Source organism: Roseixanthobacter finlandensis (assembly GCF_043195105.2).
GTDB lineage: Bacteria > Pseudomonadota > Alphaproteobacteria > Rhizobiales > Xanthobacteraceae > NCEH01.
Genome location: NZ_CM195536.1, coordinates 4,190,398 through 4,203,572 on the forward strand (window position 1 = coordinate 4,190,398; position 13,175 = coordinate 4,203,572).

The 13,175-nt window shown below is 64.0% G+C and carries 12 protein-coding genes; all 12 read left to right on the forward strand.

Features of this window, described 5'->3' with window-relative positions:
• Window positions 1–44 precede the first annotated feature (44 nt).
• The 12 genes from V5G24_RS19675 (at window position 45) to V5G24_RS19730 (ending at window position 13,162) form a co-directional block, all read left to right on the forward strand.
• Window positions 45–1,544, forward strand: a complete 1,500-nt coding sequence (locus V5G24_RS19675) for a pyridoxal-phosphate dependent enzyme (RefSeq protein WP_394084987.1) — start codon at window positions 45–47, stop codon at window positions 1,542–1,544.
• Window positions 1,545–1,581: 37 nt separating this feature from the next.
• Entirely contained in the window at window positions 1,582–2,547 is a 966-nt protein-coding gene (locus V5G24_RS19680) for a CoA transferase subunit A (protein WP_394084986.1), read from the forward strand.
• Window positions 2,540–3,310 carry a CoA-transferase subunit beta gene (locus V5G24_RS19685; RefSeq protein ID WP_394084985.1) on the forward strand — a complete coding sequence of 257 codons (771 nt, stop codon included), beginning with the start codon at window positions 2,540–2,542 and terminating at the stop codon, window positions 3,308–3,310. Before V5G24_RS19680 ends, V5G24_RS19685 begins: the two co-directional genes overlap by 8 nt.
• 83 nt (window positions 3,311–3,393) lie before the next feature.
• Window positions 3,394–4,350 (forward strand): LLM class flavin-dependent oxidoreductase, encoded by a 957-nt coding sequence (locus V5G24_RS19690; RefSeq protein WP_394084984.1) that lies wholly within the window; start codon window positions 3,394–3,396, stop codon window positions 4,348–4,350.
• Window positions 4,351–4,449: 99 nt separating this feature from the next.
• Window positions 4,450–5,724: an ArgE/DapE family deacylase gene (locus tag V5G24_RS19695; protein ID WP_394084983.1), complete on the forward strand. Its 1,275-nt coding sequence runs from the start codon at window positions 4,450–4,452 to the stop codon at window positions 5,722–5,724.
• Window positions 5,725–5,998: 274 nt separating this feature from the next.
• Window positions 5,999–7,213, forward strand: a complete 1,215-nt coding sequence (locus V5G24_RS19700; RefSeq protein ID WP_394084982.1) for a diaminopropionate ammonia-lyase — start codon at window positions 5,999–6,001, stop codon at window positions 7,211–7,213.
• 367 nt (window positions 7,214–7,580) lie between these two features.
• Window positions 7,581–8,453 carry a branched-chain amino acid ABC transporter permease gene (locus V5G24_RS19705; protein ID WP_394084981.1) on the forward strand — a complete coding sequence of 291 codons (873 nt, stop codon included), beginning with the start codon at window positions 7,581–7,583 and terminating at the stop codon, window positions 8,451–8,453.
• A complete protein-coding gene (locus tag V5G24_RS19710) occupies window positions 8,450–9,478 on the forward strand; it encodes a branched-chain amino acid ABC transporter permease (RefSeq protein WP_394084980.1) in 1,029 nt (342 codons plus the stop codon). Before V5G24_RS19705 ends, V5G24_RS19710 begins: the two co-directional genes overlap by 4 nt.
• On the forward strand, window positions 9,475–10,266 hold the full coding sequence (locus V5G24_RS19715; protein ID WP_394084979.1) for an ABC transporter ATP-binding protein: 792 nt from the start codon (window positions 9,475–9,477) through the stop codon (window positions 10,264–10,266). The genes V5G24_RS19710 and V5G24_RS19715 overlap by 4 nt, the downstream gene beginning before the upstream one ends.
• Entirely contained in the window at window positions 10,259–10,975 is a 717-nt protein-coding gene (locus V5G24_RS19720) for an ABC transporter ATP-binding protein (protein WP_394084978.1), read from the forward strand. The genes V5G24_RS19715 and V5G24_RS19720 overlap by 8 nt, the downstream gene beginning before the upstream one ends.
• Window positions 10,976–11,324: 349 nt before the next feature.
• Window positions 11,325–12,386: an ABC transporter substrate-binding protein gene (locus tag V5G24_RS19725; RefSeq protein WP_394084977.1), complete on the forward strand. Its 1,062-nt coding sequence runs from the start codon at window positions 11,325–11,327 to the stop codon at window positions 12,384–12,386.
• Window positions 12,383–13,162, forward strand: coding sequence for an ABC transporter ATP-binding protein (locus V5G24_RS19730; RefSeq protein ID WP_394084976.1), 780 nt, complete (start codon window positions 12,383–12,385; stop codon window positions 13,160–13,162). Before V5G24_RS19725 ends, V5G24_RS19730 begins: the two co-directional genes overlap by 4 nt.
• The last annotated feature ends 13 nt before the right edge of the window (window positions 13,163–13,175 follow it).

Here is a 13,175-nt window from a genome sequence, read left to right on the forward strand (position 1 = left end):
ACCTTAGGTCGCCAGATCCGTTTCGGCGGGGGAGTTGTCTTGAGATGAGTGCAGCGCACGTACCTGGATCGGCTCCGGGCATCGTCAATGCTGAGCAGCGGCAGGCCGCAATCCGGCACATGCGGGATGCGGGCCTGAGCCTGCCGACCTTCGGCCAATTGGCTGATCCCTCGACCATTCCCGCCGCGCGCCTCGCCGCCTTGGCGAACCTCGACCGCAACGCGCCCGACGGCGCCAATCTGTGGCGCATCCATTGGAACAACGCCGCCGACGGGCGCGGCATGGTTTCGGTTCCGGACCACATCGTGCTGCCCCCCGCGCTCACCGGCGTCGCCGCGCCGATCGTGGTGCTGCTCGGCGCGCGCTTCCCGCTCATCGGCGCGCACAAGGTGCTGCCGGCCTATGCGGGTCTCGTGACGCAGCTCGTCACCGGCGCGTTCGATCTCTCCCACCACAAGGCGGTGTGGCCCTCCACCGGCAATTATTGCCGGGGCGGCATCGCGGTCTCGCGCATCATCGGCTGCGCGGGCGTCGCCGTGCTGCCGGCCGGCATGAGCCAGGAGCGCTTCGACTGGCTGGAGAAATGGGTTTCCGACCCCGCCCACATCGTCCGCACGCCGGGCACGGAAAGCAACGTCAAGGAAATCTACGACGCTTGCAATGAAATGCAGAAGGATGAAAGCAACGTCATCCTGAACCAGTTCTCGGCCTATTCGAACTATATGGTCCACCGCGCCGCAACCGGCGCCGCCTGCGCCAGCGTGTTCGAGAGCCTGAAAAGCCAGACGCCGGGAAGCCGCCTCGCCGCCTTCGTCTCGGCCACCGGCTCGGCCGGCACCATCGCGGCCGGCGATCACCTGAAAGCCCTCTACGGCACGCGCATCGCGGCGGTGGAGGCGCTGGAATGCCCGACCTTGCTGGAGAACGGCTATGGCGAGCACAATATCCAGGGCATCGGCGACAAGCATATCCCGCTGATCCATAATGTGATGAACACGGATTTCGTCATCGCCGTCTCGGATCGGGCGAGCGACCGGCTGAACCTGCTGTTCGGCACGCAGGCGGGCCGCGCCTATCTCGCCGACCGCAAGAAGATCGACCCGGCGCTGATCGCCGCGTTCGACAACGTGGGCATTTCGGGCCTCGCCAATATCGTGGCCGCCATCAAGCTCGCGAAATACATGCGCTACGGCGCGGATGACGTGGTGGTGACCATCGCCACCGACGGCGCGGGCCTATATGAGACCGAGCGCGCGTCTTATCTCGCCAAGCATTATGGCGGCAGCTTCGACGCCGTGGACGCGGCCGAAAGCTTCGCGTTCGCCATCGCGGCGGCCTCCACCGCCGACATGCTGGAACTGCGCGAGAGCGACCGGCGCCGCATCTTCAACCTTGGTTATTACACCTGGGTGGAGCAGCAGGGGATCGCCTTCGAGGATTTCGAACGCCGCAAGCACCAATCCTTCTGGGATGGCCTTGCCGCGCAGCTTCCGGTCTACGACCGGCTGATTGAAGACTTCAATGCGGAAGTAAACGCCTCCTAGCAAAGCAAAAGCTTCCAGGGACAAAAAGGAGACGAAGGTGACGGCATCAGGCGTGACGCCCTATGCGCAATTGCGCCAAGACCTCTCACAGCGGGACAAGAGCCTGCGCGAGAAGGTGGTGACGCTGGAGGAAGCCGCCTCCTTCGTGCCGGACGGCGCGAGCGTGGGCCTCGGCGGCTCCACCATGTCGCGCACGCCCATGGCGATGATCTGGCAGCTCATGCGCGCCCGAAAGACCGGCCTCACCTGCTCGCGCAGCATCATTTCCACCGATGGCGATTTGCTGTTCGGCTCCGGCATCTGCGACCACATCATCACCAGCTGGTTCGCCCAGGGTATCCTGTGGGGCCTCTCTAAGGTGATGCGCCACCATGTGGAGAACGGCAGCGCCAATTACGAGGAATGGAGCCACATGGCGGTCGGCATGCGGTTCCGCGCCGGCGGCATGGGCGTGCCGTTCCTGCCGATCCGCTCCATGCTCGGCTCGGACGTGCTGCGCATCCGCCCCGAGGCGAAGGAGATCGACTGTCCCTTCACCGGCGAAAAGCTACTGCTGGTGCCCGCCCTCAATCCCGACGTGGCGCTGATCCACGTCCAGCGCTGCGACGCCTATGGCAATGCGCAGATGGACGGGCTGCAATTCATGGACATCGACCTCGCCATGGCGGCGAAGCGGGTGATCCTGACCACGGAGCGCATCGTCTCCAACGACCAGATCCGCCGCGCCCCCGACCAGACGAAGATCCCGTTCTTCTGCGTCGATGCGGTGGTGGAAGTGCCCTATGGCTCGGCCCCGCATGAATGCTTCGGCCTGTATGAGCCGATGATGAAGCATATGTCGCAATATGTCGCCCAGGTGAACAAGGCGCCCGTCGAGGGCATGCGCGAATACCTGGAAAAATACGTCTACGGCCCCGCCTCCTGGAACGAATACCTCTCGCTCATCGGTCTTGAGGAAATCCTGGAAGCCAGCCAGCGCGGACGGAGCATCTACAATGACTGAGGCGCATCGCTACACGGCGACCGAAATTCTCGCCATCCTCAGCGCCCGCCAGCTGAAGGATGGGCAGGTGGTGTTCGCCGGCGTCGGCATTCCCCTGCTCGCCGCGACCCTGGCCCAGCGCCTGCGCTGCCCCGGCCTCACCATCCTGTTCGAGGGCGGCGTGGTGGGCGCGTTCGTGGAACCCGGCAAGCTGCCGCCTTCCACCAACGACCAGCGCTGCACCAAGCGCGCCAACATGGTGCTCGGCTCCACCGACGTGCTGCTGCTGCTGCAGCGCGGCTATGTGGACATCGGCTTCATGGGCGGGGCGCAGATCGACCAGTTCGGCAATCTGAACTCGTCCTTCATCGGCGATCCGGCACATCCCAAGACCCGCCTGCCCGGCACCGGCGGCGGCAATGACATCTCCTCCCTCACCAACATGATCGTGGCCATGAAGCACGAGAAGCGGCGGTTCGTGGAGCAGGTGGACTTCATCACCAGCCCCGGCTTCATCCGTGGCGGCACCTCGCGCGCCGACAGCGGCCTGCCGGCGGGCGGCATGTTCCGCGTCATCACCGAGCTTGCGGTGTTCGGCTTCGACGATGCCGAGCGGCGCATGAAGGTGCTGGCGCTCAATCCCGGCGTCAGCCGCGAGGAGGTGCAGGACAATACCGGGTTCGACCTGGTGTTCGATGCCCAGAACGCGATCACCGAGCCGCCGACCGAACACGAATTGTCGACCCTGCGGATGCTCGATCCCGAGCGCCTGTTCATCGCCTGACCTCAACTTAAGTCAACGCGTTTTCGGCGCGAACAAGTGTCCGTTTCGCTCGAAAACGCTCCAGGGCCAATGGAGGAACAAGAATGACCATCCTGTCCAAGACCTTCGGGGTCGCCTCGCGGAACTTCACGGCCTACCCGGAAATGCCCGATGCGCCCGGCCTCGTCGAATACGGCGTGAAGTGCGAGGAACTCGGCTATGATTCCATCTGGGTGTGGGATCACATGCTGCTCGGCGTGGAGCCGAACTTCCCCATTATTGACTCCCTGACCGTGCTGACCGCCATCGCCGCCCGCACCACCCGCATCAAGCTCGGCACCGGCATCCTGGTCCTGCCGCTGCGCAATGCGGTTGCGCTCGCCAAGCAGCTGTCCAGCATGGACCAGCTCTCCAAGGGCCGCATGGTCATGGGCATGGCGTCGGGCTGGTACAAGCGCGAATTCGATGCCATGGGCATCCCGTTCGAAAAGCGCGGCAAGATCATGGATGAGAATCTGGAGATCCTGAACCGCCTGTTCACCGAGGAGAAGGTGGACGGCGAGTACATGTTCCACAAGATTTCCGCCGCCGTGATGTATCCCAAGCCCTACCAGAAGCCCCGCATGCCGATCTTGATCGGCGGCTATGTGGACAAGGTGCTGCAGCGCGCAGCGACCGTCGGCGACGGCTGGTTGACCTATTTCTACCGTCCCGAGGACTTCAAGAAGTCCTGGGCGAAGATGCGCAACTTCGCCGAAGAAGGCGGCAAGGATCCCGACACCCTGCTCAATGCCTCCCAGCTTCCCATCATGGTCGGCGATTCCAAGGCCGCCGTGCAGGACGAGATGATGGATTGGCTGAACAAGGAATGGGACTTCCCGGCCTATAGCGACTGCACCCGCGAGAGCGCCATCATGGGCAATGTGGACGAATGCGTCGCCCAGCTTCAGGAGCAGATCGACGCCGGCGTGCAGAAGATCATCTTCGTTCCCTACAAGTATCGACCCGACCAGGTCGAGGTGATCGCCAAGGAAATCATTCCCCGCCTCAAGGCCCTCTGAGGCGGTGCCTCAAGCCCCCGGGCCGGTCCCGGGGGCGTTTTCTTTTGTATCGGGACATCGCCGCGAGCCGGCGCAACGAGACCTTCCGGAGACAGAGCAATGAGCGACCCCAACCGTCAGGCCCTTCTGGACACGATCGACGCCAATCGCGACAAGGCGATCGCGTTCCTGCAGAAGATGATCACCATCCCGAGCGTGACCGGTGATGAAGCCGCGATCCAGGCTTTCCTCAACGACTACATGACCAATATCGGCCTCGACGTCGACATGTGGGAAACCGACTGGGAAGAGCTGAAGAAGCATCCCGGCTATCGCCCCGTCGACCGCGGCTATGAGAACCGCCCCAATATCGTCGCCACCTTCAAGGGCGCCGGCGGCGGGCGCTCGCTGCTGCTGAACGGCCACACCGACGTGATCCCGGTGGGCAATGGCGAAGGCTGGAGCGACAATCCCTGGTCCGGCCTCATCCGGGACGGCCGCATCTACGGGCGCGGCTCGGCCGACATGAAGAGCGGCGTCGCCAGCCACATAATGGCGGTGGAGTTCATGAAGGAACTCGGCCTCCAGCCCAAGGGCGACGTGTACATCAATGTCGTGATCGACGAGGAAGTCAGCGGCCACGGCACGCTCGACACCGTGATCCGCGGCTATAAGGCGGACGCCGGCATCTCCGGCGAGACCAGCGACCTGCACGTGCAGCCCGCCTGCATCGGCCGCATCTGGTTCGAGATCGAGATCAACGGCAAGCCCGCCGGCATCCAGCAGCGCTACAAGGGCATTTCCGGCATCACGCTCGGCAACAAGATCGCCGCAGCGGTGCAGGAGCTTGAGGACGAGCGCGTCGCCACCATCACCCACCCGCTCTACCCCAACGCCCTCGATTCTCTGCCCTGCATCATCGGCAGCTTCCAGGCCGGCAATTATCCGAGCGCCTTCCCCGCCACCTGCCTGCTCAAGGGTTCCATCGGCACCGTGCCCGGCGAGGACCACGAGGGCGTCAAGCAGAGCCTGGTGAAGAAGATCGCCGAGCATGCCGCCCGCGACCCCTGGATGAAGGATCATCCCCCGGTGGTGCGCTTCGTTGGCTATGACGCGGAGGCCTCCGAAATCCCCCGCGACCATCCCATCGTGGACATCGTCAGCAAGACCTACACCGAGATTTCCGGCCACCAGCCGATCATCTCCGGGCGCCAGGGCGCGGCGGATACCCGCTTCCTGAACCTCTATGCCGACACGCCCACCGTGATCTTCGGCCCCGGCTCCACGGCCGTGATGCACTCGAACGACGAATATGTGTCGATCGAGGATTACATCACCGCCATCAAGGTCATGGCTCTGAGCATCTACGACTGGTGCGGCGTGGAGAAGAAGTGAAGCTAAAGCTTCGCGCAGCCTGACGTTCGGCGGCCGGTTCGAAAGAGCCGGCCGTTTTCTTTTGGGAGAGGGCTTCCGCCTCCGCTGCCCTTCTCCCGTGCAGGAGGGGATACGGCGGCGCAGTTCGGCCGAACGGAACGGCCTTGGCTTCACATAAGCGAAAACCGATCTTCCGTTACGGCAAATGCAACAACATTGCATTTACGACGGGAAATTAGAGCCCCGCGCCCTCTCACCGCACACTAACGTTGCATGGAGAGCACAAGGACGCGGCATGCTTATTCTCAATGCACTTCCCGATCACGACCTTCCGCTGGACCTGCGGGATGCCGAATGCCTGTCGATCGCGGCGGCGGACGAAGTGGAACGCTTCCTTGCCCACCGGCCCGAGCATGTGCCGACGCCGCTTCATTCCCTGCCCGCGCTCGCCCGCGACCTGAAGGTCGCCTCCCTTGCGGTGAAGGATGAGAGCACGCGCCTCGGGCTCGGCAGCTTCAAGGCGCTGGGCGGCTCCTATGCGGTGATCCGCCTGGTGCTGGAAGAGGCGAGCCGGCGCCTGGGCCGCGTCGTGGACGTTGCCGAACTGCTGACCCCCGAAATCCGCGCCATCGCGCAGACCATGACGGTCGGCTGCGCCACCGACGGCAATCACGGCCGCTCGGTCGCGGCGGGCGCGCAATTGGTGGGCGCGACTGCGGCCATCTTCGTGCATTCCGGCGTCAGCGCCGACCGAGTGGACGCCATCGCCCGCTTCGGCGCGCGCATGATCCATGTGCCCGGCACCTATGACGATGCGGTGGAGGAAGCCGCGCGCACATGCGCCGCCGAGGGCTGGATCGTCGTTTCCGACACCTCCTGGCCGGGCTATGAGCGCATCCCCGGCCTCGTCATGCAGGGCTATACCGCGATGATTCGCGAGGCGCTCGCCGCCATGCCGGAAAAGCCGACCCATGTGTTCATGCAGGCCGGCGTCGGCGGGCTCGCGGCGGCGGTGGCCGGACATCTCGCGGTGATCCATGGCGCCGAACGCCCGCGCTTCATCGTGGTGGAGCCGGCCCGCGCCGCCTGCCTGTTCGAAAGCGCCAAGGCCGGCCAGTCGGTGAAGATCGACGCCGGCGAGCCCACCATCATGGCGATGCTGGAATGCTACGAACCTTCGCTGGTGGCATGGCGCATCCTGTCCCGCGCCGCCGATGCCTTCATGACCGTGGACGAGGCCGATGCGGAAGACGTGATGCGCCGCCTCGCCCGCCCCCTGCCGGGAGATCCGGCGATCGTCTCGGGCGAAAGCGGCGGGGCGGGCCTCGCCGGCCTCATCCGGGTGGCGAAAAGCGAGCAGATGCGCGCCCTGCTGGGCCTCGACGAGACCTCGCGCGTGTTCGTCATCAACACTGAAGGCGCCACCGATGCCGGCCGCTATGCCGCGATCGTGGGCGCATCGGCCGACGGGATCGCCGACGCCTCTGGCGCAACGCGGGCTTCGGCGTAGAATTGCGTGTCCATGCCGCTGCGGGACTTGAAATCCCCGTGGCCACTCGTATTATTGTGCTAATAATAATACGTTTTAGTATCTCCCAAAGGGAACGTACGAAAAACGAACTTTCTGCGAGGCTTTCTCTTCGCGCTGGCGCTATTCGATAGATGACCCGCGCGGAACGAAGCCTTCGCTGAACGTATAATAAGAGCCGGCGCCGCTGTTCCGCAGTCAAGGACGCCGGGCACCTTCAGTGGGAAATTGACGGCGGGTCGGTCCTCCTCCTCCCTCAGCTTCTCCCGTTCAATGGGTTCCGCCCGCATCGCGCGCGCTCGTGCGCGATCCCGCGCGAAGTGCGGCGGAGCCCCCAATAGGAGCGCTCATGGACCAGTTGCTGCAACATCTCGCCAATGCGCTGATCATGGGCGGCACCTATGCCCTGCTCGGCATCGGGCTGACGCTGATCTTCGGCATCATGCGCGTCGTGAACTTCACCCATGGTGAACTCTACGCGCTCGGCGCCTACATGATGTATTTCGTGGCGAACATGCTGGGGCTGAACTTCTTCCTGGCCATCGGCTTTGCGATTTTCGCCGGGCTCGTGCTCGGCGCCCTCATCGAACTCATCCTGCTGCGGCCCAAGCGCACCGCCGACATCGACACCACCATGCTGCTGATGATCGGCGCCTGGATCGTCCTGCAGAATGTCGAAACGCTCACCTGGGGCAGCGTCGCGAAATCCATTCCCTCGCCGCTGCCCACCGAGCCGCTGGTGATCGGCCCGGTTTCCCTCTCCTGGCTGCGCCTGCTGGTACTGGGCCTCGCTTTGGCGCTGATCGCGGCGACCTACGCGCTGATCAACCGCACCAAGCTCGGCAAGGCCATGCGCGCCACGTTCCAGGACAGCAGCACGGCGGCGCTGATGGGGGTGAACATCAACCTCGTCTACACCATGACCTTCGCGCTCGGATCGAGCCTCGCGGCGGCGGCGGGCGCGCTGCTCGGCCCGGTGTTCGTGGTGACGCCCACCATGGGCGATCTCGCCTCGCTGAAAGCCTTCGCCATCGTCATTCTCGGCGGGCTGGGCAGCATTTCCGGGGCCACCATCGGCGGGTTCATCCTCGCCTTCGTGGAGGAATTGGGCGCCGGCTATATCTCGTCCGGCTACCGCGACGCCATGGGCTTCATCATCATCATCCTGGTTCTTCTGTTTCGGCCCACCGGCCTGTTCGCGCGCGTGGAGCGTATCGGATGAGACGCCTGCTTCCCTATCTCGTCATTCTCTTCTTCGCCTGCGTGCCGCTGTGGCTGAAGGACCAGTATTTCCTGCATACGCTGGTGGTCTCGGGCATCTTCATCCTGGCCGCGCTCAGCCTCAACCTGCTGCTGGGCTATACTGGGCAATTGAGCCTCGGCCATGTCGCCTTCTTCGGCATCGGCGCCTATGTCAGCGCGCTGACCACGCTCGGCTTCGAGGTCACGCTGTTCGGCCACACCTTCGTGCACGGACAATGGCCCGCTGTTGTGGGGCTTGTGCTGGGCACCATCATCGCGGGCCTGTGCGGCTACATCATCGGACGGCTGTCGTTCCGCGTGCGCGGCGCTTATTTCGTGATCGTCACGGTGAGCTTCGCCGAGGTGACGCGCCTCGTCGCCCTCAATTGGGTGGAACTCACCAACGGCCCGCTCGCCCTGCCCGGCATTCCGCCGCTGACCCTCGGCTCCGACTTCACGGGCTATGTGACGCTCTGGGCCAAGTGGCAGAATTATTACGTGGTGCTGTTCTTCATCACGCTCGGCTACATCATCATCAAGCGGATCGTGAATTCGCCCTATGGGCGCGCCATGATCGCCCTGCGCGAGAATGAATCCCTCGCCATGTCGGTCGGCATCGACGTGACGCGCTATCTGGTGCTTGCCGCCATCATCTCGGCCGCCATGGCGGGCGCGGCGGGCGGGCTCTATGCCCATTATCTGCAGATCATAGATCCCATGATCTTCATGTTCCTCAATACGGTGACCATGGTGATCATGGTGATCACCGGCGGCAAGGGCACGCTGGCCGGGCCGCTGGTGGGCGGCCTCATCTTCGGCATCGCGCCGGTGCTGCTGCGCGAATACGTCGGCCCGGAAGTGCAATGGATCCTCTACGGCGTGCTGATGATCCTGATCGTCTTCATCCTGCCGCAGGGCATCGTGCCGGCGATCGAGCGCTGGTTCTCAAGGCCCCCGTCCGCGCCCGCGTCCCTCACCCTGACCGAGAAGGGAGAGCAGGCATGAACGCCTTCGCGAAAGCCAAGATTGCCCTCTCCATCGAGCATGTGGCGGTGCATTTCGGCGGGCTCGTCGCCATCGCCGACATGAATTTCGACGTGCGCGAGGGCGAGCTGGTCAGCCTCATCGGCCCCAACGGGGCGGGCAAGACCACCGCGTTCAACGTCATCACCGGGTTCCTGCGGCCGACCAAGGGCCAGGTGACGTTTCGCGGCACCTCGCTCAATGGCCTGAAACCGCACCAGGTGACCAATCTCGGCCTCGTGCGGACGTTCCAGCGCACCAGCGTATTCGACAAGAATACGGTGTTCGAGAACGCCCTGATCGGCCTGCACCGGCGCAACCGCGCGACCCTTTTCGGCACTCTGCTGGGCCTGCCGAAGGAGAAGCGCGAGGAAGACAAGCTGCGCGAGGAGGCGTGGGAGATCCTGCGCGTCGTCGGCATCGATCATCAGGCGAACGAGCTTGGCGGCAGCCTGCCCTATGGCGACCAGCGCCTGCTGGGTGTCGCCCTGGCCCTGGCGGCCAATCCCTCGGCTTTGCTGCTGGACGAGCCGGTCTCCGGCATGAACGCCACCGAGACCGCGAACTTCATCAAGATCCTGCAGAAGATCCGTGCGCGCGGCGTCACCATCCTGCTGGTGGAGCACGACATGCCCATGGTGATGGGCATTTCCGACCGCATCGTCGTGCTCAACCACGGCCGCATCATCGCCGAGGGTCCGCCGAGCAAGATCCAGAGCGATCCCGAAGTGATCCGGGCCTATCTCGGCCAAGGGGTGAAGCATGCTTGAGATCCGCAACCTCGTCTGCCGCTATGGCAAGGTCACGGCCCTCAAGGGTATTTCCCTGAAGGTGGAACGCGGCCAGATGGTGGCCCTGGTGGGCGCCAATGGCGCGGGCAAGAGCACCACGCTGCGCGCCATTTCCGGCCTCGTGCCGGCGGCGGGCGGGCAGATCCTGTTCGATGGCGAGGACATCACCCGCGCCTCACCGGCGCGCATTCTCGGCAAGGGCATCGCCCATTGCCCGGAAGGCCGGCGGGTGTTCGGCCAGATGAGCGTCGCCGAGAACCTGGAGATGGGCTGCTTCCTGCGCTCCGACGGCAAGGGTATCGCCGCCGACATGGCGCACATCTTCGAGCAATTTCCGCGCTTGGCCGAGCGCCGCCGGCAGATCGCCGGCACGCTCTCGGGCGGCGAGCAGCAGATGCTGGCCATCGGCCGGGCGATGATGTCGCGGCCGAAGCTGATTTTGTTCGACGAGCCCTCGCTCGGGCTCGCGCCGAATATCGTCGAGCAGGTGTTCGCGATCATCCAGACCATCCGCGCCGCGGGCACCACGGTGCTGATGGTGGAGCAGAACGCCTATGCCGCGCTGGAAATGTGCGACTATGCCTATCTGCTGGAGACCGGCACCATGGCCCTGGAAGGCACCGGCCAGGCGCTGATCGAGGACCCGCATGTCCATGAAGCCTATCTGGGCGGAGGCTTGTCGCATTAGCGAAGGGCGCACATCGCCGGGGCGGCGTGAAGCCCTGATGAAAATGCGGGCGGGCGCAGAGCGCCGGGCCTTCGCAATCGGTCCTGTTTTTTCCGGGAGGAGGTGACACCAGTCGCCTCCTCTTTTTTGTTTTGAGCACCATAACCTATATTTTTCAATTGGTTGATGCTGGTCTGCCGAAAGGTGAACCGAGAGTTTCCAGGGGCCCGTGCCGCGCGCGCGGCCCCGATTTGGTGGGTACCGCCTGAGAAACATGCAGGCGCGGTGAAAATAGCGCCTTGACACAAATCTAGATGACTAGTTCTCTACTATAAACCAGCGTCGCAGAACGCATCCAGAGGTAGCATCAATGTCTTCGCTTCACGCACGTCTTGCTGCGGGCCTTTTGCTCGTCGCCTCCTGCCTGCCCGCCGCCGCCCAGACCAAGGTGCGCTATCTGCTCACCTCGCCCAGCCCAACGGTGGCCGAAGCGCCGCATTCCTCGGTTCCCGAGACGCTGGGCTTCTGGAAATCCCAGGGACTGGATGTGGAGGTTTCGCCCTTCAGCGGATCCACCGCCGCCGCTCAATTGGTGATCGCCGGCACCGCCGAATTCACCATGGCGAGCCCCGAAGCCTTGCTCTTCGGCCGCCAGGATGGCGCGAAGATCATCGCCGTGTACAACCATGTCCGCGAGCCCATCTATACGATCGCAGTGCTCAAGGACAGCGGCATCACCCAGCTGAAAGACTTGAAGGACAAGACCATCGGCGTGGTCAGCCTGGCCAGCGGCGCGGTGCCGGTGGCAAAGGCGATGCTGCGCTCGATCGGCTTCGATCCCGAGAAGGACGTGAAATGGCTGCCCATCGGCCTCGGCGCGCAAGCCGCCGCCGCCATCAAGGCCAACCGCGTCGACGCACTCGCGCTGTGGGACTGGAGCTATGCCCAGCTTGAGAATTACGGCCTCGCCTTCCGCCATTTCGAAACGGTGGAAACCTCCAAGCTGCTCAGCCTGATGCTGCTCGGCAATGAGGATTATGTGAACGCCAATCCGACCGTCGCCGAGAAGATGGGCCGCGGCATCGCCATGGGCACCCAGTTCACGCTGGCCAATCCGGAAGCGGCGGTGCGCATTCACTGGCAGAAGTATCCCGCCTCCAAGCCCACCAATATTCCCGAAGACCAGGCGCTGAAAGAAGCGATCCATATTCTTCAGGCCCGCCTCGCCAAATACAAGGTCGACGGCCGCACCGATCCCCGCTTCGGCGCCTTCACCCGCGAAGAATGGATCCAGACGGAAGATTTCTTCTACAATGCCGGCCTCATCAAGTCGAAGCCGGACGTGAGCACCTATTACACCAACAAATTCGTCGAATATTACAATGCCTTCGACAAGAAGGCGATCATCGCCCAGGCGAAGGACTACAAATGAGCGGGCACGCCGCGCCCGCGATCGCGATCCGGGAGGTCAACAAGACCTTCCGGTCCCGGTCCAACGAAGTCATCGAGGCGTTGCGCGCAACTTCGCTCGACATCGACGACAAGCAGTTCGTGTGCATCATCGGTCCCTCGGGCTGCGGGAAAAGCACCTTGCTCCGCATGATCGCGGGGCTGGAGAAGGCCTCTTCCGGCACCTTGGCCATTCGCGGCACCACCATCACCGGCCCGCGCCGCGACACCGGCCTGGTGTTCCAGACCCCGGTGCTGCTGCCCTGGCGCACGATCCTGAAGAACGTTCTGGTGCCGGCCGAAGTATTGAAGCTGAACCGCAAGGAAGCAGAGGCGCGAGCCAAGGATCTGCTCCAGCTGGTCGGCCTGGAAAAATTCATGGACCGCTATCCGGACGAATTGTCCGGCGGCATGCGCCAGCGCGCCGCCATCGCCCGCTCGCTGATGCACGATCCCGACGTGCTGTTGATGGACGAACCCTTCGGCGCCCTCGACGCGCTGACGCGGGAATCCATGAATCTCGAACTGCTGCGCATCTGGCAGGCGAGCGCAAAGACGGTGGTTCTGGTCACCCATTCCATCGAGGAGGCGCTTCTCCTCGCCGACAAGGTGGCGGTGTTCTCGCCCCGCCCCGGCTCGATCATCGAGGTGGTGGACGTGCCCTTGCCGCGCCCGCGCAGCAGCCGCACCCGCGTCGATCCCGTGTTCGTGGAGCTTGCCGACAAGCTGCGCGCCTACTTCGCCTCGGACCCGCATTGAGCGCATCGGAAAG

What these genes read in the sequence shown, in the direction of transcription:
- V5G24_RS19710 (WP_394084980.1), top strand. Translation starts at nt 8,450, where the DNA reads ATGAGACGCCTGCTTCCCTATCTCGTCATTCTCTTCTTCGCCTGCGTG.
- V5G24_RS19675 (WP_394084987.1), top strand. Translation starts at nt 45, where the DNA reads ATGAGTGCAGCGCACGTACCTGGATCGGCTCCGGGCATCGTCAATGCT.
- V5G24_RS19700 (WP_394084982.1), top strand. Translation starts at nt 5,999, where the DNA reads ATGCTTATTCTCAATGCACTTCCCGATCACGACCTTCCGCTGGACCTG.
- V5G24_RS19715 (WP_394084979.1), top strand. Translation starts at nt 9,475, where the DNA reads ATGAACGCCTTCGCGAAAGCCAAGATTGCCCTCTCCATCGAGCATGTG.
- V5G24_RS19730 (WP_394084976.1), top strand. Translation starts at nt 12,383, where the DNA reads ATGAGCGGGCACGCCGCGCCCGCGATCGCGATCCGGGAGGTCAACAAG.
- V5G24_RS19690 (WP_394084984.1), top strand. Translation starts at nt 3,394, where the DNA reads ATGACCATCCTGTCCAAGACCTTCGGGGTCGCCTCGCGGAACTTCACG.
- V5G24_RS19695 (WP_394084983.1), top strand. Translation starts at nt 4,450, where the DNA reads ATGAGCGACCCCAACCGTCAGGCCCTTCTGGACACGATCGACGCCAAT.
- V5G24_RS19705 (WP_394084981.1), top strand. Translation starts at nt 7,581, where the DNA reads ATGGACCAGTTGCTGCAACATCTCGCCAATGCGCTGATCATGGGCGGC.
- V5G24_RS19685 (WP_394084985.1), top strand. Translation starts at nt 2,540, where the DNA reads ATGACTGAGGCGCATCGCTACACGGCGACCGAAATTCTCGCCATCCTC.
- V5G24_RS19720 (WP_394084978.1), top strand. Translation starts at nt 10,259, where the DNA reads ATGCTTGAGATCCGCAACCTCGTCTGCCGCTATGGCAAGGTCACGGCC.
- V5G24_RS19725 (WP_394084977.1), top strand. Translation starts at nt 11,325, where the DNA reads ATGTCTTCGCTTCACGCACGTCTTGCTGCGGGCCTTTTGCTCGTCGCC.